The 21,079-nt window shown below is 33.9% G+C and carries 14 protein-coding genes; 9 read left to right on the forward strand and 5 right to left on the reverse strand.

The features are described from left to right. Positions 1–4: 4 nt before the first annotated feature. Together ACHRWY_RS08660 and ACHRWY_RS08665 are read right to left on the reverse strand one after the other, a co-directional pair. Positions 5–1,516 carry an FMN-binding glutamate synthase family protein gene (locus ACHRWY_RS08660; protein ID WP_395353861.1) on the reverse strand — a complete coding sequence of 504 codons (1,512 nt, stop codon included), beginning with the start codon at positions 1,514–1,516 and terminating at the stop codon, positions 5–7. A 28-nt stretch (positions 1,517–1,544) separates the two neighbouring features. Then, positions 1,545–2,327, reverse strand: coding sequence for an NYN domain-containing protein (locus ACHRWY_RS08665; RefSeq protein ID WP_395353862.1), 783 nt, complete (start codon positions 2,325–2,327; stop codon positions 1,545–1,547). Positions 2,328–2,697: 370 nt separating this feature from the next. On the opposite strand from ACHRWY_RS08665, the gene ACHRWY_RS08670 reads away from it, so the two are divergent. Beyond that, a complete protein-coding gene (locus tag ACHRWY_RS08670) occupies positions 2,698–3,960 on the forward strand; it encodes an aminotransferase class I/II-fold pyridoxal phosphate-dependent enzyme (protein ID WP_395353863.1) in 1,263 nt (420 codons plus the stop codon). A gap of 123 nt (positions 3,961–4,083) precedes the next feature. Continuing rightward, positions 4,084–4,566: a hypothetical protein gene (locus ACHRWY_RS08675; RefSeq protein ID WP_395353864.1), complete on the forward strand. Its 483-nt coding sequence runs from the start codon at positions 4,084–4,086 to the stop codon at positions 4,564–4,566. A gap of 101 nt (positions 4,567–4,667) precedes the next feature. Here ACHRWY_RS08675 and ACHRWY_RS08680 read toward each other — a convergent pair whose 3' ends face one another. Then, complete coding sequence (locus ACHRWY_RS08680) at positions 4,668–5,786, reverse strand: GNAT family N-acetyltransferase (RefSeq protein WP_395353865.1); 1,119 nt, start codon at positions 5,784–5,786, stop codon at positions 4,668–4,670. 51 nt (positions 5,787–5,837) lie between these two features. Further along, complete coding sequence (locus ACHRWY_RS08685; protein ID WP_395353866.1) at positions 5,838–6,815, reverse strand: transporter; 978 nt, start codon at positions 6,813–6,815, stop codon at positions 5,838–5,840. 89 nt (positions 6,816–6,904) lie between these two features. On the opposite strand from ACHRWY_RS08685, the gene ACHRWY_RS08690 reads away from it, so the two are divergent. The 6 genes from ACHRWY_RS08690 to ACHRWY_RS08715 all read left to right on the forward strand — a co-directional run bounded on the left by ACHRWY_RS08690 (position 6,905) and on the right by ACHRWY_RS08715 (position 14,882). Further along, complete coding sequence (locus ACHRWY_RS08690; protein WP_395353867.1) at positions 6,905–7,225, forward strand: DUF4834 family protein; 321 nt, start codon at positions 6,905–6,907, stop codon at positions 7,223–7,225. 51 nt (positions 7,226–7,276) lie between these two features. Beyond that, the gene (locus ACHRWY_RS08695; protein ID WP_395353868.1) at positions 7,277–9,742 is read left to right on the forward strand and encodes a YfhO family protein; all 2,466 of its coding nucleotides are present in this window, start codon (positions 7,277–7,279) and stop codon (positions 9,740–9,742) included. 58 nt (positions 9,743–9,800) lie between these two features. Continuing rightward, on the forward strand, positions 9,801–11,090 hold the full coding sequence (locus ACHRWY_RS08700; RefSeq protein ID WP_395353869.1) for a glycosyltransferase family 4 protein: 1,290 nt from the start codon (positions 9,801–9,803) through the stop codon (positions 11,088–11,090). A 35-nt stretch (positions 11,091–11,125) separates the two neighbouring features. Further along, positions 11,126–12,595: a polysaccharide biosynthesis C-terminal domain-containing protein gene (locus tag ACHRWY_RS08705; protein ID WP_395353870.1), complete on the forward strand. Its 1,470-nt coding sequence runs from the start codon at positions 11,126–11,128 to the stop codon at positions 12,593–12,595. Between the two features lie 96 nt (positions 12,596–12,691). Beyond that, entirely contained in the window at positions 12,692–14,344 is a 1,653-nt protein-coding gene (locus tag ACHRWY_RS08710) for a mechanosensitive ion channel family protein (protein WP_395353872.1), read from the forward strand. A gap of 289 nt (positions 14,345–14,633) precedes the next feature. Next, on the forward strand, positions 14,634–14,882 hold the full coding sequence (locus tag ACHRWY_RS08715; RefSeq protein ID WP_395353874.1) for a hypothetical protein: 249 nt from the start codon (positions 14,634–14,636) through the stop codon (positions 14,880–14,882). 206 nt (positions 14,883–15,088) lie between these two features. Here ACHRWY_RS08715 and uvrA read toward each other — a convergent pair whose 3' ends face one another. Then, a complete protein-coding gene (gene uvrA, locus ACHRWY_RS08720; protein ID WP_395353876.1) occupies positions 15,089–17,884 on the reverse strand; it encodes an excinuclease ABC subunit UvrA in 2,796 nt (931 codons plus the stop codon). A gap of 306 nt (positions 17,885–18,190) precedes the next feature. Between uvrA and ACHRWY_RS08725 the strand changes: the two genes are divergently transcribed. After that, positions 18,191–20,992, forward strand: coding sequence for a triple tyrosine motif-containing protein (locus ACHRWY_RS08725; RefSeq protein WP_395353878.1), 2,802 nt, complete (start codon positions 18,191–18,193; stop codon positions 20,990–20,992). Positions 20,993–21,079: the final 87 nt, after the last annotated feature.

Genomic DNA, 21,079 nt, shown 5'->3' on the forward strand with positions numbered 1-21,079 from the left:
TTTTTTAATGTTTGTTGACATTGGTTAAGATGTCGGGGAAATAATTATCCGATAAATTAGCAAATTCATCACCACGCATGAAAATATTAATATCTACATCGCTAAAACTTTTCTTGCCTGCAGCAGCTAAAAGTTCATTGGCAGAATGTAAAGTGTTTTTATGAAAATGGTAAACACGATCCGATTTATCAGTAACCACTAAACCTTTCATCAGCATTTTGTTTTGAGTGGCTACTCCGGTTGGACATTCGTTGTTATGGCAGCGTAATGCCTGAATACAGCCTAAAGAAAACATAAAACCTCTTGCGCTGTTACACATATCTGCACCCAGGGCTACAGCGTGCAGGATAGAATAACCGGAAATAATTTTTCCGCTTCCAATAATGCGCATTTTATCACGAATGTTCAGGCTAATTAATGTTTTATTGACAAAAATTAAGGCAGGTTCAAAAGGCATTCCAACACCATCAGCAAATTCTAAAGGAGCTGCGCCGGTTCCGCCTTCAGCACCATCAACGGTTATGAAATCTGGATAAGTATCTTCTGCAATCATTTCGTGGCAAATGGCTTCAAATTCTGCTGTGTTGCCAATGCAAAGTTTAAATCCAATTGGTTTTCCATTCGATAATTGACGCAATTGTGCAATAAAACGAATTAGTCCTTTACTGTCTGAAAAAGCATGATGGCCGGGAGGAGAAAGAATCATAGTATGCGGTTCAACACCTCTGATCTTTGCAATTTGTTCGGTATTTTTAGCTGCGGGAAGTACACCGCCATGACCCGGTTTTGCACCTTGAGAAAGCTTAATTTCAATCATTTTAACGTTTGGAAGATTGGCCTTTTCTGAGAATTTTTCAGGGCTGAAATTGCCTTCCGCATCACGGCATCCAAAATAACCTGTACCAATTTGCCAGGTAATATCGCCGCCGGCAGCGAGATGAAATTCAGTTAGACCGCCTTCTCCTGTATTTTGATAGAAGTTTCCTTTTTTAGCACCAATATTAATGGCGCGAACGGCATTTTCGCTTAATGAACCAAAACTCATGGCTGAAACATTAAATAAAGAAGCTAAGTAGGGTTGTTTGCAATCTTTTCCGCCCACTAGTACACGAGGTAATTCTTCGTTAACTTTTGCCGGGAAAATAGAATGCTTTATCCCTTCGTAGCTATCGTGATTTAAGTTTTGTTGGGTTCCGAAAGGTGTACTCGAATCGATATTTTTTGCTCTTTGGTACACCATGGAGCGCTGGTTTCTTGAAAAGGGTCTCCCGTCTGTAGACCTTTCGATAAAATATTGCTGAATTTCAGGTGCAATCATTTCAAATAAATACCTGAAATAACCCAGAACAGGAAAGTTTCTAAGGATAGCATGCTTTTTTTGAAGAGTATTATAAATACCAACAACTAGTAAAATTGGAATAATAATAACAAGTAAAAAACCGCGCTTAGTGTAAAAATAAATTGTAACAACAATTAGCAACATTAAGAATCCGTAAATAAAGAATTTTTTTCTCATGTTTTTAATCTTAAATAAATAATAATAATTAGTTGAATCGTAGTCTGACGTATACGTGTTTGATTCCTTTTTTGTCTGATTCTCTTTCGTCAATTTCAAGAATATCTGTCAATGATTTTAGCATTGGTGTAAGCTTGGAAAACCCATAATTTCGGGGATCAAATTCAGGTTTTTTCTTCACAATAAGATTTCCGACATCACCAAGAAATGCCCAGCCATCGTCGTCTTCAATGTCTTCAATGGTAGCTTCGATAAGTTCTATCGTTGGTGCGTCAATTTTGTGTAGTGCTTTCTCGGCAGGTTTTTCAACGGGTTTCTTAGTGTCTGCAGTATTGACTGTTTTGGGTTTTTTCTTCTGGATGGCTCCGTCTAAAACTTCAATATAAATAAACCTGTCACAGGCAACGATAAACGAATTTGGTGTTTTCTTTTCTCCAATACCAATCACTTTCATTCCTGATTCGCGCAATCGAATTGCCAGACGCGTAAAATCACTATCGCTTGAAACGATGCAAAAACCGTCTAATTTTCCGGAATATAGCAAATCCATAGCATCGATAATCAAAGCAGAATCGGATGAATTTTTTCCAACTGTGTAGCTGTATTGTTGTATAGGGGTAATGGCATGTTCAAGTAAAACAGCTTTCCATCCGTTCGAATTTGGTTTAGTCCAGTCAGCATAGATTCGCTTGGTTGTGGGAGTTCCAAATTTGGTTATTTCCTCCATCATACCTTTTACATTACTATAGGGTACATTGTCGGCATCAATAAGGACAGCTAATTTTAAATCTTTTGAGGTGCTTAAGGCCATTATTTAGGTGTTAAAAAATTAGTACTTTCAAAGGTAAAACTAAAATTGGTTTTATTAAGAACTTGATGCCAATAAGTAATGGCTCCTCTATAAATTATTTTGGTTATAAATAACAGTTTCAATAAAAAAAGATACAATTAATTTTATATTATATTGCAACAAACCTGAAAATTAGGTTTGGCTTTTGGTCGTTGAATATTGATTTTGATATTTTATCCTGATAAATGGTCTTTCGCACAGAGAGAAATTTCTTGTGAAGATTGATATTCAGAATATTTTTCAATAAAAATAAATGGCTCACCCAATTTTAGAATAATAATCATTATTTTTGCACCCTGTATAAAATAAAATTATTACTACACTATATATTATGGTAAAAGATTTATTCGAAAGAATTCAGAACAATAAAGGACCATTAGGAAAATGGGCTTCGCAAGCTGAGGGATATTTTGTATTCCCAAAATTAGAAGGTGAACTTGGTCCAAGAATGAAATTTGGTGGAAAAGATATTTTAAACTGGAGTTTGAATGACTATTTAGGTCTTGCAAATCATCCGGAAGTTCGTCAGGCTGATATTGACGCAGCAACTCAATTTGGAGCAGCATACCCTATGGGAGCACGTATGATGTCAGGTCATACTAAATACCACGAACAATTAGAAAACGAATTGGCTGATTTTGTAATGAAACCAGCAGCTTATTTGTTAAACTTTGGTTATCAGGGAATGGTGTCTATTATTGATGCTTTAGTTACTAAAAATGACATTATTGTATACGATGTAGATTCACACGCTTGTATTATCGATGGTGTTCGTTTGCACATGGGTAAACGTTTTACCTATAAGCACAATGATCTTGAAAGTATGGAAAAAAACCTGCAGCGTGCTACTAAAATGGCTACTGAAACAGGTGGAGGGATTTTATTTATTACCGAAGGTGTTTTTGGAATGAGAGGACAACAAGGTAAATTGAAAGAAATTGTAGCTTTAAAAGAAAAATACAATTTCCGTTTACTAGTTGATGATGCACACGGTTTTGGAACCCTGGGTAAAACAGGAGCCGGAGCAGGTGAGGAGCAGGGAGTTCAGGACGGAATTGATGTTTATTTCTCGACTTTTGCAAAATCAATGGCAAATATTGGGGCATTTGTAGCTGCAGATCAGGATATTATTGATTATTTAAAATATAACTTACGTTCGCAAATGTTTGCAAAAGCATTGCCAATGATCCAGACCATTGGTTCTTTGAAACGCTTAGAATTATTGCGTAATCACCCGGAATTGAAAGATAAACTTTGGGAAAACGTAAATGCTTTACAAAACGGTCTGCGTTCAAGAAATTTTAATATTGGAGATACAAATACTTGTGTTACACCAGTTTATTTAGAAGGAAGTGTACCGGAAGCAATGGTAATGGTAAACGATTTAAGAGAAAACTACGGTATTTTTCTTTCGATTGTAATTTATCCTGTAATTCCAAAAGGAATTATTTTGTTAAGAATGATCCCGACAACTTCACACACATTAGCTGATATCGATGAAACGTTAACCGCTTTTGAAGCAATTCGTGAAAAATTAGAAAACGGAACATATAAAGAAATTGCAAGCAGAACTACGGTTGATTTAGATGCTTAATTTTTCGTAAAAATAGATTCCTGTTAACATGGGAATTATGTAAAAAAAATCCATTCGTTGTACGAGTGGATTTTTTTTATAATGTTAATTTTATAGTTCAAAACCAGTAAAAAAAAAAGAATTATGAAAAAAGTATTAGCAATATCAACCCTTATTTTAACAGTTTTTATTTCCTGTAAAAAAGAAACCACTACAGAGCCGGTACAAATTACCCCGACCCCGCCAAAAGAAGCTGAAATTGTTGAACCGGCAGGAGATCAATGTTATGCCTGGAAAGCAAACGGCAGTATTATTGAGATGAGTTTTAATGTGAATTCGCATCAGGAAGTAAATGGTAAATTAAGCTATAATATATCCGGAAAAGATAAAAACGAAGGAACTTTAATTGGAAATATGAAAGGAGATACTCTGATTGCTGATTATACTTTCATGTCCGAAGGAGTTTCATCAGTAAGAGAAGTTGCTTTTTTACAGAGAGAAGGAACTTTTATTGAAGGATATGGCGATGTAGTAACAGCAAATGATAAAGTAACATTTAAAGATAAAACAAAATTGAAATTTGATCAAAAAAATACATTGATAAAAGTAGACTGTAAAGTAGAATAAGGTAAAGAGAATGCCTATAATGTAAAAATCCATTCGTTTGGGACGAATGGATTTTTTTTATGTATGTATGCGAAGTAAAAACACTTTTTAACTGAAAATTTTTAAAGGTATTTCAGGTATGTTTTTCTTTGGCAGTGAATTTTGGGGTCAAAATTTTTCCATAATAAGTGAATAGCTGTATTTTCAGCCAGTTCAGGAGTTCTGATACAAGTCTGAATTCCTTTTTCAGAGAAAGTTTTAAAATATTCATCAAAAATAATAGCCGTAACACCTTTGTTTTGATAATCAGGATGAACCCCAATCAGGTAAAAAACAACATCTTTGCTTTTTTTTCTGGCTCTTAAAAGATGGATAAATCCAAACGGAAATAATTTGCCTTTTGCTTTCTGTAATGCTTCAGAAAAACTAGGCATTACAATGCTAAAAGCGACTAAATTATCCTCTTTGTCAACTACAAATTTGATGTATTCAGGATTAATAAAACTGATGTACTTTTTCTTAAAATACTCCTTCTGAACATCAGAAATAGCAACAAATGAAGCTAACTTGGCATAGGAGTCATTAAACAAATCAAACATTTTGTCCACATGTGGCATAATGTCTTTTGTTTTGGTAAAAGTCAACGCCCTCAAACCATATCTTTTCTTTATTAATTCCTGGGCTTTTAAAAAAAACTCAGGTTTAACATTAGAAAAAGGAAAAATACTTTCGATATACTCTTTCTCTACCTGAAAGCCCAATTGCTCAAAATGAGTAACGTAATACGGATTATTATACCAGGTAATCATCGTTCCCATTTGATCGTAACCCTCTGTCAGAACACCAACTTTATCCAGGTTTGAAAACCCCATTGGGCCTTCAACATGTTCCAGATTGTGTTGTTTGCCCAATTCATATACTTTTTCTAATAATGCTTTGGTGACTTCGATATCATCGATAACATCAAACCATCCAAAACGCACTTTTCTTTTGTGCTGATTGTTTACTTCTGCCCAATTGATAATTGCCGTAATTCTGCCTGCAATTTCATTGTCTTTGTAAGCGATATAAAAATAGGCTTCGGCGTTTTCGAAAGCTGGATTTTTTGTTTTATCAAATGACTCTAATTCATCAGCAATGATAGGCGGAACCCAATATGGATTGTCTTTGTATAATGAAAATGGAAATTTGATATAATCAGTTAGTTCCTTCTTGGTTCTGGCTTCTTTAATTGTAATCATTAAAATTCTGTATGTAAATATCTCCTGAGCAGAGAAGTTTATTATTAATTGCTATTCGTATTTAGCTTTACGTTTTCTTTCTTTTGCCTGATAATCGATTTCTCTTTGTTCCATCTCATTATCTTTATTCTTTTTTGCTTTGTCTTTGCTCTTAAATTCCATTTGTTTTTCCTTGTAACTTCCGTCATAACGCCATGAAACGCCCACACCGCCATATAAAACAGAAGGAGTGTTTTTAAAATTAGTACTCACAGATGCATCTACCTGAAGATTTGAATTGATTAAATAAGCTGCTCCGCCACGAACAATAGCATCGCTGTAAAAATCACTTTTGTATCCCTGGTTTTCAATAAACCCGGACCACTTATCGTTAAATCCGTGTGTTAAAGTTAAGACATAGCCATAACTTGGATAATCTGTTGCGATATAATCTGCAATAATATTGGTAACGAAAACCCATTTTCCGCCTCCGAATAAATTTTGTGTAATCAGGGCAACTTTTGGAGAAATGGCAGATTGTGGAGAAAAGTAATATGGATTATCTGCCCCGACAAAATTGGCTCCGGCAAATAAAGAAACAGCAGGAATTAATTCGTGCCAGTTAAAGCTATGATTCGCTTTATAGCTGTAGATGTTTGCTTCTTTTTTATAATTTTTATAAGGGTCATAAATTAAATATTTTGCCCCTAAAACAGTTTGTCTGAAGTTATTCTTTTTATAACTGGTGTAGGGAGTGTCAAAATTTTCCATTTGATATTGTAAATCCAGAATAAATTCCAGTTTTTCTAAAAACGCACCATAACGTAAGGTTAGATCTGTACCAAAACCACTTGCGTCATAATTTAATAAGTCATGTTTTTCTTTGATGCCATAAACGCCAAGTTCTGCCTGAATTACAGATTTTCCAACTGCATACGCCGACATGGTTTCGCCTGGACGGTTAGAATTGATAACATCAGTATACTGAGCGAAGAAAAATTGAGGAATGAAACAAAATGCTGTAAGGAATAAGTTTTTATTTTTTAACATAAACGTGTTTTTGGATTAAAAAGTAATAACGCATTTCAAATGTACTATATTTTATTATTTATTTAAGATTGATATTTTAATTTTAAACAATGGATTTATTAATTTTGGAAAAAAATTATATGATCATGCAAGAAGCATCTTTTACAAATTTGTTTAAAACGATAATGTGGATTATTGCGTTTTATTATATTTTTAAATTTTTAGCCCGAATTTTTTTGCCGGTACTGGTAAAAAAAGCGGTTGAGAAAGCAGGGGAGAATTTTCAGAGACAACAACAATACAGTCAGGACAATACATGGCAACAAACACGTACTAATAATGATGAAATAATTATTAATACAGCCAATGCAAAAAATCCTCGTGAAACCAAAAAGGTTGGCGATTATGTTGATTACGAAGAAATAGATTAAGTTTGTGACCCAGAATTATAGGATCCATCATTTAACCCAAACCAGCCTAAATTGAAAATAGTAAATAAGTTCTATCCGCATGCCCTTGTAATATTGGGCTTTATTCTCGTTTCATTAATTTATTTTTACCCGGTTTTACAAGGAAAACAAATTTTCCAATCAGATATTGCTCAATATACCGGAATGGCAAAAGAGCAAAATGATTTTAGAGCTACAGAACATTCTGAGCCGTATTGGACAAATTCAGCATTTGGTGGTATGCCAACCTATCAGTTAGGAGCAAATTATCCAAACGATTATGTGGGTAAAATAGATGATGCTTTACGTTTTTTACCGCGTCCGGCTGATTATCTATTTCTATATTTCCTGGGTTTTTACGGATTGTTACTCGTATTAAAAACAGATCCTTTAAAAGCTTTTATTGGCGCAATTGCCTTTGGTTTTTCTACCTATTTAATTATTATACTTGGAGTTGGTCATAATGCAAAAGCACATGCTATTGCCTATATGCCGCTCGTTATTGCAGGCTTTATACTGGTTTTTCAGAAAAAATATATTTGGGGAGGTTTGCTCACTATGTTCGCGGTTGCGTTAGAAATTAACGCCAATCACTTTCAAATGACTTATTATTTATTGATTTTCTTGCTCGTTTTGTCTGGTTATTTTGCTTTTAACTTTATAAAAGAGAAAGAATACAAGTCACTTTTAACTGCTATTGGAGTTTTGGCCTTAGCCGGGATTTTTGCTATTGGAGCCAATGCAACGAACTTAATGGCAACAAGCGAGTATGCTAAATTTAGTACCCGTAGTAACAGCGAATTAACGTTTAATCCTGACGGGTCCAAAAAGACAAACGAGAACGCTTTAAGCCGCGAATACATTACCGAATACAGCTATGGAATCGCAGAAAGCTTTAACTTAATTGCTCCAAGACTTTTTGGAGGTTCGAACCATGAAAATTTAGGTAAAGACAGCAGGATGTATGCCCTGGCTATCGAAAAGGGTGCTACAGAATCCCAGGCTCAGGACTTTGCTTCGGCAATGCCAACCTATTGGGGAGATCAGCCTATTGTTGCAGCTCCGGCCTATATTGGAGTTGTTGTTTTCTTTTTGGCGGTTTTAGCATTATTTATTGATGATCGAAAAATAAAATACGTATTTCTTGCAGGAGCATTAATCTCGCTGGTACTTTCTTGGGGAAAAAACTTCTCGTTACTCACAGACTTTTTTATCGATTATGTTCCTATGTATGATAAGTTTAGAGCGGTATCATCGATTCAGGTAATTCTTGAATTGTGTTTCCCTGTTTTGGCTGTCATGGGATTACAATCATTCTTTAAAGCTAAAGAAGATGCTAAACTGCAACAGAAAGCACTAGTACAAACAGGTGTATTTGGTCTGGGAACGATATTGATTTTTGTGTTTGCCAAAAGTATGTTTCATTTTACAGGAGTAAATGATGAATATTATTTACAATCTCAGGGACCGGAATTTGTTGATGCTTTAAAAGAAGACAGAATAAGTTTGTATTATGCAGATTTATTGCGTTCAGGTTTTTTTATCGTATTGACTTTTGGAATTTTATGGTTATTTATCAAAAATAAACTGGCACAGAATACCACTTTAATCATCGTGGGTCTCTTAATGATTTTCGATTTGTTTTTTGTGGACAAAAAATATGTTTCGGCAAAAGATTTCGTAAGTCCTGTTCAAATTGCTGCTCCGTTTCAGGAAACACCTTCTGATGCTAAGATTTTGGAAGATACAACACATTACAGGGTTTTTGAGGTAAATGGTAATATGTCCAGTGCCCGTGCTTCTTATTTTCACCATTCTTTGGGAGGATACCATGCGGCTAAACCAAGAAGAATTCAACAATTATTTGACTACCAGATTGCAAAAAACAATATGGAAGTCCTGGATATGTTAAATGTAAAATATATCATTCAAACCGATAAGGAAGGAAAAGAATTCCCAGCTATAAATCCAAATGCAAACGGAAATGCATGGTTTGTTAGTGCAGTAAAGCTGGTAAATAAACCGGATGATGTAATGAAAGCATTAGATCATATTGATACGAAGAGGGTAGCTGTTTTTAACGTTCATGAGCATGAAGCTAAATTCACAAATGCCCGTATGAAGAAACAATGGGATACTACCGGAACAATTCAAGTAGTACAATACAAACCGAATTATATCAAATATAAATCGGATAATGAAAAAGATGCTCTGGCTGTCTTTTCTGAGATATATTACCCAAAAGGCTGGAATGCCTATATTGATGGTAAATTAACAGATCATTTCCCTGTTGATTATGTTTTAAGAGCAATGGAAATTCCGGGAGGACAACATACAATAGAGTTTAAATTTGAACCTCAGGTTGTAAAAACCGGAAGTTTGATTACTCTGGCCAGTTCAATAGGTATGTTATTGCTTTTGATTGGAGGAGTTTATTTCGAAAGGTTCTTTCGTAAAGATTCACAAAGTCCTTACAAAGAGACTCAAAAAAATAATTAACAATCTTTGCGAAACTTCGTGAATTTTTGTGAGTCTCTGTGAAACTGAATACAACCTAATGGAACAAAAAAAACTCTTAATCATTACCTATTATTTTCCACCAGCTGGAGGGCCTGGTGTACAACGCTGGCTGAAATTTGTAAAATATTTACCTGAATTTGGTATTCAGCCTATTGTGTATGTTCCTGAAAATCCAACTTACCCTATAATTGATGAAGGTTTGGTCAGTCAAATCCCTGAAAATGCAATTGTACTAAAGAATAAAATTTGGGAGCCTTATCAATTGGCTTCCATTTTTTCAAAAAATAAGACAAAGAAAATCAGTTCCGGAATTTTTCCTCATAAGAAAAAACAAACTTTTTTAGATAAAACGTTTCTGTGGGTCCGTGGAAATTTATTTATTCCTGATGCCCGTGTTTTTTGGGTAAAACCATCAGTGGCTTATCTTGAACAGTATATCCAGGAAAACAATATCGATACCATTGTAACTTCAGGACCGCCACACAGTTTGCATTTAATAGGTTTAGAATTAAAAGAAAAACTACATGTAAAGTGGTTTGCTGATTTTCGTGATCCCTGGACAACCATTGGGTATCATAAAGCTTTACGTTTATCCGGTTATGCGGCTAAGAAGCATAAAAATCTGGAACATAAAGTATTAAATTCAGCGGATACAATTATTGTAACCAGTAAAACTACAAAAACGGAATTTGAAGCGATAACCAATAAACCAATATCGGTAATTACAAATGGTTATGATATTGAGAATGTGGGGAAACAAACATTAGATACCAAATTTACCCTGGCTCACATTGGATCATTTCTGTCCGATAGAAATCCGAAGTTTTTATGGGAATCTCTGATAGAATTACTTCAGGAAATCCCCGATTTAAAATCCCATTTGGAAATTAAATTAATTGGAGCAGTAAGCCAGGAAGTGCTGGATTCTATTGCCGAATTTAATCTGAATGACTATTTAAATCTTCTGGGGTATGTTTCGCATCATGAAGCGATTGCACATCAAAAAAAATCTCAGGTTTTACTTCTAATAGAGATTAATTCTGAAGATACTAAAAGTATTATTCCCGGTAAATTGTTCGAATATATGGTATCAAACCGACCAATAATTGCCATTGGACCTGATGGTTCTGATTTTGCTGATATTATAAAAGAAACGAATACAGGTGTATTTTTTGATTATTCTGATAAAGCGAAGTTAAAAAGTGTAATTTTGGACTTTTATAATCAATTTTTGGAAGGGAAATTACAAGCTAATGGCGTTGGATTACAACAATATTCAAGAAAAAATCTTACCAAACAATTGGCAGAATTGATTAGCGAATCATAAGATTGCAATCATCTAAATCATCTAAAATCCAAATAATGGGTATTGTTTTAAACCAGTCTTTCAAAAATACAATTATTACATACATAGGTTTCGCTATTGGAGCCATTAATACACTTTACTTATACCCAATTTATTTAGGTGCAACTTATTATGCATTAACAAACTACATTCTATCTGCGGCTAATGTAATTATGCCTTTGTTTGCAATTGGAATGCAAAATACTTTGGTCAAATTTTATTCGCAATACAAAACAGAGGAGGAGCGGGAGCAATTTTTGTCGTTTACCGCATTGTTTCCTATTTTAATGTGTATTCCTTTAGGCATTATCGGTATTTTTTTCTTTGATGATATAACTGCATTTGTAACCAAGAAAAACCCTGTTGTAAAAGAATTTATGCTCCTGATTCCGTTTATTGGTATTTGTATGGCGTATTTTGAGATTTTTTATGCCTGGGCAAGGGTTCATATGCATTCTGTTTTTGGAAATTTTATCAAGGAAGTTGGTTTACGATTGGTTTCTACAATAGCTTTGATCGGTTTGTATTTTCATTGGATGACTCTAATTCAATTTGTATATGTAACCGCCGCCATCTATTTTATAGCCTTTTTAGTAACGATGTTTTATGCTTTTTACATCAAAAAGCCTAATTTTCAGATCACTATTCCTGAGAACGTAAAAGGTGTGATGGAGTATACTTTTTTCATTATTCTTTCAGGAAGTGTTGCCAATTTACTTTTGGATGGTGATAAACTGATACTGAATCAATATATGGAAATTGAAAATATTGCTTACTATTCTGTGGCAACTTATATTGCTTTGGTAATTTCAGTACCTAGCCGGGCTATGCATCAGATTGTATATCCAATTACGGCTAAGTTAATGCATGAGAACAAACACGATGAACTTAATGTTTTATACAAAAAAACATCTATTAATCTTCAGATAGTGGGTGGGTTTGTAATGCTGTGTATTTTTGTTAATATTAATCAGCTCTATGAAATAGTTCCTAAAGATTACAGGGGAGGTATTCCGGTTGTATTTATGATTGGGTTGTCAAAATATTTCGATTTAATTCTGGGAAACAATAATGCGATCATTTTTAATACTAAATATTACCGCACAGTATTATTTTTAGGATTGGGCTTAGTTGTTTTGACATTTGTTTTAAATATAATTTTTATACCCCATTTTGGTATTATGGGTTCAGCATTTGCTACTTTATTATCTATTACTTTTTATAGTTTAGCCAAACTGCTTTTTGTCGTAAAAAAACTTGATTTGTATCCGTTTACAAAACAAAATTTATATTCTTTGGGGGTTACGACAGCGCTGTTTTTAGTATTCTATTTTTGGGAATTCCCTGTTTATCCATTAATTGGTATTGCTTTAAAATCAATAATTGTAACGGTTGTATACGTGTACTTAAATTACAAGTTTACTATTTCTCCTGATATTAATAAAGTAATTGATACTATTTTGATAAAGTTGAGAATAAAAATTTAGTACGATTTTATTGAGAAAACGATAAGTAATTAAAATTTGGATCTATTTTGTTTTTATATTTGTTAGAAAGGATAACTAACTTATCGCTAACAGAATATGAAAAAGAATGTAATTTGTTTTTTAGCGTTTTTCATTACTTTATTTTCTTCGAATGCAATTGCCCAAAGAGACAGTTTGCTAACGTCAAAAACAATTGTTCCGGAAGTAAAGCAAAAGAGATATCCCGTCGCTCCTTTTAAAGACACACTTTTTTATGTCTACAATAAAGTTGGCTCTTTTTCTGCCGAAAGCAGGGCAAATGCAATCACTGAAAAAGTCAGAAAATTATATGAAGATTCTTTTTTTCAGGAAGATTCAATTGCGGTAGTGCCTTCAGATATTTCGCAGGATATCATCTATAAGAATGATTTTGTCATTATGTCTATTTTAGACGTTGATGCAAAAGCCGAAAATCAAACGACAGGTTATATTGCCAATCGAAATCTGAATTTGATAAAAAGAGCTGTAATCTATCAAAATGAAAATTATTCGATGCTTCCTAAAAGATTAGGATATACAGCATTGCTTATCCTTATTATCGGTGTAGTACTCTATTTTGTCGGAAAGATTTTTAACACATTAAAATATCATCTTTTAAAAAACAGTGATAAATATTTTAAAGGTTTTAGTTATAATAATATAAGTATTCTTTCCCCACAAAAGCAACAATCTCTGTGTATGAGAGTCTATAGCTTTATAAAGGGCATTACGCTGGTTTTAATAGTGTATCTTTCCTTACCCTTACTGTTTAGTATTTTTCCGGCGACAGAAGCGTATACCACAACTTTATTACATTGGATTCTTTCACCGGCAAAACTTGCCGTGATGGGCTTTGTTCATTTTTTGCCAAGTTTCGTTACAATCGTAGTGATCATCTTCATTTTTAAATATACAATAAAAATAATCCGCTTCTTTTTTGATGAGATTAAAAAAGAGAATATTAAAATTGACGGCTTTTACAGCGATTGGGCAATGCCTACCTTTAATATCATTAGATTTTTACTTTTGGCTTTTATGGTAGTTGTTATTTTTCCGTACCTGCCCGGTTCCGATTCTTCCATTTTTAAAGGAGTTTCAGTCTTTGTCGGTATTTTGTTTTCGTTAGGTTCATCAAATGCTATTGCTAATATGGTAGCCGGATTAGTAATTACCTATATGCGTCCGTTTAAAATTGGTGATTTTATAAAAATTGGCGATGTAAGCGGGGAAGTAATCGAAAAAACAGCTTTGGTTACCCGAATCAGAACACCAAAATTTGAAGATATTACAATCCCGAATTCAACAGTTTTATCGAGTACTTCTACCAATTATTCTTCTAATACAAAAGTTATAAATAATGGTTTATTAATTCATACTACCGTTTCAATTGGTTATGATGTTCCCTGGAAAGACATTCATAAAGCATTAATAGAGGCGGCATTAAAGACTGAAATGATTGAGAAAACACCCGCGCCGTTTGTTTTGCAAATAAGCCTTGACGACTTTTATGTTTCCTATCAAATTAATGTTTATACCAAAGAGCCTACAAAGCAACCTCTAATTTATTCATCCTTACATCAAAATATTCAGGATTCTTTTAATGCGGCAGGAATAGAGATCATGTCTCCACATTATAGTGCATTGCGGGACGGAAATACCACGACGATTCCTGAAAATTATCTAAAAGAAGATTACGAAGCACCTTTCTTTAGTATCAAAAATAAAAAGTAAAGTATTGATAATGTGTGATTAATCTTAAAAATTAACACTTCGTAATTTTGTAATTAATTTTATAAAAACTAACTTTAGCTAAGAATCATGTAATACTTTACTGGATAAGACGAAAAATTTCTTATAAAATACAATAAAATAAGGTGTTGTGATGTTTATGTAGATTGAAGTACTTTACCAAAATTAAAAAAGGTAAAATAATTGTAGTATTATTTGGATTAATTTTTAATGGATTATTATGAAAAGAAGCCCCCACAGTCAAGAACAAAGCTTACAAGTATTTTCTAATATGATATCAAACAAAGTTCATAAAGGATTTACACTGGAAGAGCGAAATGACGAATTACTTTTTGCCGTACTGTCAAAAGGCGGTAAAGTAGTTAACCACGGTTTAAATTTTATCATTTTCTGTCTAACATTAGGATTATGGTCATTTGCATGGCTTTATTTGACTATTGAGGCTTCAAAACAAAAAAAAGTATTGGTTGCCATTGACGAAGATGGCTGCCCTTTTGAAGAAAGGTGCCTGGTCGCTTAAACATTTAATCTTACAAACAAAAAGCCATAAATTACAATACTAAACTGTTGTAATTTATGGCTTTTTATTTGTCTTTTATCTGTCAGGCAAAGTAAAGGGGAAGCTTAAGGGGTATATGCTTAAAGTTCGCCTGGTCATAATAGTAGAAAAAAAACACCTGTTTTGTAGCTTAGAACTGCAGCGGCTTAATCTCTTAGTAACTTTATCTAAAGTTTATCCTTCAAATAAATGCCTGTTACAGATTCTTTTACTTTTACAATATCTTCAGGTGTTCCGACTGCCAGTAAATGACCTCCGTTTTCACCACCTTCGGGGCCGAGATCAATTATCCAGTCGGCACATTTTATAAGATCAAGATTGTGTTCAATTACGATTATAGAATGTCCTTTTTCTATTAAAGCTTCAAACGAAGCCAGTAATTTTTTAATGTCATGAAAATGCAAACCTGTAGTAGGCTCATCAAAAACAAACAAAGCTTTATCTTTTGTTGCTCCTTTAACTAAAAAAGAAGCCAGTTTAATACGTTGTGCCTCGCCACCGGAAAGCGTAGAAGAAGATTGTCCTAATTGTACATATCCCAAACCAACATCCTGAAGGGGTTGTAATTTTTGAGTAATTTTGGCCTGCTTGTTTTTATCAAAAAAGGCAATGGCATCATCAATAGTCATGGTTAGGATATCGTTGATGTTTTTATTGTCAAAAGTAATTTCTAAAATTTCCTTTTTGAATCGTTTTCCACCGCAGGTTTCGCAAGGCAATGAAACATCAGCCATAAAGACCATTTCGACATTAATAGAGCCTTCTCCTTTGCATGTTTCACAGCGGCCACCATCAACGTTAAAAGAAAAATGTTTGGCCTGATATCCTCTTATTTTAGACAATTTTTCTTTGGCATATAAATCACGGATATCATCATAAGCTTTAATATACGTGACCGGATTCGATCTTGAACTTCGCCCAATTGGGTTTTGATCCACATATTCGATATGTTTGATTTGAGAAAAAGAACCTTTGATCTCACTGAATTGCCCCGCTTTTTCGGCTGCATTATCCAGTTTTTTTTGCATGGCAGGAAATAATATCTTTTTAATTAAAGTACTTTTTCCACTTCCTGAAACTCCGGTAATAACCGTTAAAACGTCTAATGGAAAAGTAACATTAATATTTTTTAAGTTATTTTCCCTGGCACCAATGATATCAATATGGTTTTTGAATTTTCGTCTCTTTTTAGGAACCGAAATTTCTAAATCACCATTCAGGTATTTCGCCGTTAAGGAATCGGATTGTAAAATTTCGTCATAGGTTCCCTGAGCCACTAAATTTCCGCCAAAAGTTCCGGCTTCCGGACCAATATCAATAATCATATCGGCGGCTTTCATAATATCTTCATCGTGTTCCACCACAATCACAGTATTGCCTAAATCACGAAGCGAAAGCAAAACTTTAATCAGGCGTTCAGAGTCTTTAGGGTGTAAACCAATACTAGGCTCGTCCAGAATATACATCGAACCCACTAAGCTGCTTCCCAGTGAAGTGGCAAGATTGATACGTTGCGATTCCCCTCCTGAAAGGGTGGCGGAATTTCTGTTTAATGTCAGGTAATCCAGACCAACTTCTGTTAAAAATGACAAACGGTTATTGATTTCGATCATCAAACGTTTGGCAATTTGCTGTTCGTAAACATTCAATTCGATGTTTTTGAAAAACGTAACCAAATGTTTAATTGGTAAATCGACTAAATCTGAAACCGTTTTACCATTAATTTTTACGTATGAGGCTTCTTCGCGTAAACGTTTTCCGCGGCAGGCATGGCATTTTGTTTTTCCACGATAGCGGGATAACATTACGCGGTTCTGAATTTTATAATTTTTTTCTTCCAGTTCTTTAAAGAATCCGTTCAGACCCTGAAAATACTGATTCCCTTTCCAAAGTAAATCTTTTTGTTCATCAGAAAGTTCGAAATAGGGTTTATGAATAGGGAAATCGAATTTGTAGGCATGTTTTACCAATTCATCTTTGTACCAGCTCATGCTTTCGCCTCTCCACGGATAAATAGCACTTTCAAACACTGATAAGGAAGTATTTGGAACGACCAGATCGGCATCAATACCAATAATATTTCCATAACCTTCACAAACCGGACAAGCACCGTAAGGATTATTAAAGCTGAATAAATGAACATTAGGTTCTAAAAAGGTAATGCCATCCAATTCAAAATTATTCGAATAGGTAAATCTTTTGTCACCGTTTAATTCCTGTAGATAACAAATTCCCTTACCTTCAAAAAAAGCGGTTTGAACCGCATCGGCAAGACGATTATAAAATTCCTCTTCCTCTTTAACGACGATACGGTCAATAATCAGTAAGATATCTTTATTGTCTAATTGATGAAGATCTGATGGCGTAAAATCGTCTAAACGTATTGTTTCATTGTTCACCAAAACACGGGAAAATCCTTGCTGCAGCAGTACTTTCAGTTTGTCTTCGAGTTGTCTTCCTTCTTCCAGATGAATAGGTGCAAGAAGCAGCCATTTGCTGTCGATTTCTAATGTTTTTACATCAGAGACCACATCAGTAACCGAGTTTTTCTTTACCTCTTGCCCTGAAACTGGAGAATACGTTCTTCCAATTCGGGCAAATAAAAGTTTGATATAATCGTAGATTTCTGTTGAAGTTCCAACTGTCGAACGTGCATTGGTAGTATTCACCTTTTGCTCAATCGCAATTGCCGGCGCAATACCTTTAATGTATTCTACTTTTGGTTTGTCCAGACGCCCTAAAAACTGACGTGCGTATGAAGATAAACTTTCTACATAACGACGTTGTCCTTCGGCATATAAAGTATCAAATGCCAAACTGGATTTACCAGAACCTGAAAGTCCTGTAATGACTACCAGTTTATTTCTTGGAATAGCAACATCTACATTTTTTAAATTATGTACCTGTGCCCCTTTAATTATAATATTATGTTTTGGGTCGAGTGTCGAAAGATCAATTTGCATAAAAAAAGTCAATTTGTACAAAAGTAATCAATTTTGATCGGAGTTTTGTTAATGCCATTGTTCCAAATTCTAACAGAATTACCATGTTTGATATGTAATGTTGTTGACATTGCTAATAATTTAAACGTTGAGGGATACTATATTATCGTAATCCGTGTCGCCAAAGTTGAAACCCCGCGGTAGGATTGAAATAAGACAGAACCAAATTTAACAGGCTAATCTTATTTTTCTGAAAAAATCATTATTTAATTACAAAATAGCTATTTTAGAACTGTTTTTCTACCAAATTAATACCATAACCAAATTTTGAAAACTAAATTTTCACTACTGTTATTTTTGATGGGTTTTCTCCTGTATTCGCAGGAGTTTCCGCCAATTATCAAATATTCATCTGCAGTTTACGGTGCCGGAAACCAAAGCTGGATGATTGCTCAGGACAATCAAAACTTTTTATATTTTGCTAATAATGACGGACTTTTAGAGTATAATGGTACCAATTGGCAATTATATCCGGCGCCGGAGGAAACAATTATTCGTTCTGTAAAAGTAATTGGCAATAAGGTTTTTACAGGTTGTTATATGAATTTTGGTTACTGGACAAGACAATCCAACGGAAAACTAAAGTATACTTCGCTTAGTGATACAATCAAAAATAAAATTTTAGACGACGAACAATTCTGGAATATTCTGCAATACGATCACTGGATTTTATTTCAGTCGCTGAACCGAATTTATATTTATGATACCAAAACCGGACAGTTTAAAATCATTGCCCCTAAAAATGGAGTGGTTAAATCCTTTGCCCATAAAAATGCCATTTATTTTCAAACGCTAAAAGAAGGGCTTTTTGAAATTGAAAGTGGCAGGGCTAAATTGGTTTCCGATAATCCAATTCTTAAAAAGTTTACGATTGTTAATGTATTTGCCTCAGAAGATGGTTTAATGATTCAGACGCAATTGGATGGAATTTATAAATTAGAAGGAAATGCTCTAACCCGATTTGCAACAGATGTGGATGCGGCATTAAAATCAAATTTTGTTTACAGCAGTCAGTTGCTTCAGGACGGGAGTTTTGCTTTGGGAACGGTTTCTAACGGAATTTATATTTTATCGGATACCGGGAAATTAAAATACCACATCTCGCAAAGTAAGGGATTGAGCAACAACACCGCTTTATCGCTTTTTGAAGATAAAGATCAGAATTTATGGGTTGGACTTGATAACGGAATTAATTGTATCAATATTCAATCGCCGGTGCATAGTTTTACTGATGATACGGGAGTTTTAGGAACCGTTTATGCTTCTGCCACTTTTAATGGTTTGTTGTATGTAGGAACCAATCAGGGTTTGTTTTGGAAACCGAATCAGGGTAATGCGGAGTTTAAATTCATTAACGGAACAAAGGGACAGGTTTGGTCACTTTTTGTTTATGATAATACGCTGTTTTGCGGACATGATTCGGGAACTTTTATTATTACAAATGATTCGGCGAGAAGTATATTTTCATCTTCGGGAACCTGGAAATTTGAACCGGTTCCGAATACCAAAAATCAATTGCTTCAGGGAAATTATTATGGGATTTCGGTCCTGGAAAAAGTAAACAATCAATGGGTTTTCAAAAATAAGATAGAAGGTTTTGACTATTCCTCACGTTATTTTGAAATTACGAATACTCTGGATGTTTATGTAAGTCATGAATATAAAGGTATTTTTAGGCTAAAAGTGGATCAGTCATTATTAAAAACGAATGACTTTTACACATACAAATCGCCTCAAAAAGGAAAAAATGCAAGTTTAGTCAAATTCAATAATGCGATCTACTATGCTTACAAAGGCGGTATTTTTAAATTGAATCAAAATACCAAAAGTTTCGAAAAAGACAATTTGTTAAGTTCCATTTTTGAAAAAGACGAATATACATCAGGTAAATTAATTGTAGATCATTCCAACAAAATCTGGCTGTTTTCTAAAAACTATATTCATTATTTCTCTGCCAGTAAATTGAGCAACCAATTAAAGCAAAATGTAATTCCGATCCCGTCATCCTTAACCAATTCGATGCTGGGATATGAAAATATTACCCAAATCTCAAAATCAACTTATTTAATAGGAACCACAGATGGCTATTATACTTTAAATATTGACGATCTAAGTTTTAAAAATTATTCGGTTCTTATTACAGATATTAGTATAAACAAACAAAATGAAGTTTTAAAAAATGTGGCTATCCAGACTGAGGGCAGCTTTTATTCTGATGAAAACAATATCACATTAAATTATACCGTTCCGGAATACAATAAATACATCAATTCAGAATATCAGTATTTATTAGAAGGCTTTCAAAATGAGTGGAGTGAGTGGAGCACCAAAGCTACGGTTAACTTTAAAAATCTTTCCCCTGGAAAATATACGTTTAAAGTAAGGGCGAAATATGCCAATACAATTTTGCAAAATACCGCTACTTACACCTTTGTTGTTTTAAAGCCCTGGTATTGGACTAATCTGGCTTGTTTCGTTTATTTTCTGCTGATTTTGGTGCTGGCGTATTTTATAAATAAAGCCTACCGTAATTTTTATCAGAAACAAAAAGAAAAACTAATAGAAGAAAACAACCTGTTATTAGAAATTAAAGAGCTGGAAAACGAGCAACAGTTAATGAAGCTGCGAAACGAACAATTATCTCAGGATGTGGATAATAAAAACAGGGAACTGGCAGTTTCTACCATGAGCCTGAATAGCAAAAATGAACTGCTTGCTTTTATAAAAGAAGACTTAAAGAAGACTACACAAAACGATAGTAGTAATATCAAATCGGTTATCAGTACCATCAATAAAAATATTACCGAAGAAGATTCGTGGAATGTTTTTAAAGAAGCCTTTGATAATGCCGATAAAGATTTCTTAAAGCGAATTAAACAATTACACCCTTTACTGACTCCAAATGATTTGCGCCTTTGTGCTTATCTGCGATTGAATCTTTCATCAAAGGAGATTGCCCCTTTATTTAATATTTCAGTTCGAAGCGTAGAGATAAAAAGATATCGTTTGCGCAAAAAAATGGATTTACAGCACGAAATCGGTTTAGTCGAGTATATCCTTGCTGTATAGTACCTCGAAAAACAGGATAAAAAAACTATACATTACCTCAACATTAACGGTTTTTTGTGATTTGAGAGTATTTATGTTAAAGAAATT

The organism is Flavobacterium sp. FlaQc-48, assembly GCF_044007335.1.
GTDB lineage: Bacteria > Bacteroidota > Bacteroidia > Flavobacteriales > Flavobacteriaceae > Flavobacterium.

Coding starts and splice junctions, on each gene's coding strand:
- ACHRWY_RS08680 (WP_395353865.1), bottom strand. CDS start 5,786: ATGATTACAATTAAAGAAGCCAGAACCAAGAAGGAACTAACTGATTAT.
- uvrA (WP_395353876.1), bottom strand. CDS start 17,884: ATGCAAATTGATCTTTCGACACTCGACCCAAAACATAATATTATAATT.
- ACHRWY_RS08715 (WP_395353874.1), top strand. CDS start 14,634: ATGATATCAAACAAAGTTCATAAAGGATTTACACTGGAAGAGCGAAAT.
- ACHRWY_RS08700 (WP_395353869.1), top strand. CDS start 9,801: ATGGAACAAAAAAAACTCTTAATCATTACCTATTATTTTCCACCAGCT.
- ACHRWY_RS08675 (WP_395353864.1), top strand. CDS start 4,084: ATGAAAAAAGTATTAGCAATATCAACCCTTATTTTAACAGTTTTTATT.
- ACHRWY_RS08670 (WP_395353863.1), top strand. CDS start 2,698: ATGGTAAAAGATTTATTCGAAAGAATTCAGAACAATAAAGGACCATTA.
- ACHRWY_RS08705 (WP_395353870.1), top strand. CDS start 11,126: ATGGGTATTGTTTTAAACCAGTCTTTCAAAAATACAATTATTACATAC.
- ACHRWY_RS08690 (WP_395353867.1), top strand. CDS start 6,905: ATGGATTTATTAATTTTGGAAAAAAATTATATGATCATGCAAGAAGCA.
- ACHRWY_RS08685 (WP_395353866.1), bottom strand. CDS start 6,815: ATGTTAAAAAATAAAAACTTATTCCTTACAGCATTTTGTTTCATTCCT.
- ACHRWY_RS08665 (WP_395353862.1), bottom strand. CDS start 2,327: ATGGCCTTAAGCACCTCAAAAGATTTAAAATTAGCTGTCCTTATTGAT.
- ACHRWY_RS08710 (WP_395353872.1), top strand. CDS start 12,692: ATGAAAAAGAATGTAATTTGTTTTTTAGCGTTTTTCATTACTTTATTT.
- ACHRWY_RS08660 (WP_395353861.1), bottom strand. CDS start 1,516: ATGAGAAAAAAATTCTTTATTTACGGATTCTTAATGTTGCTAATTGTT.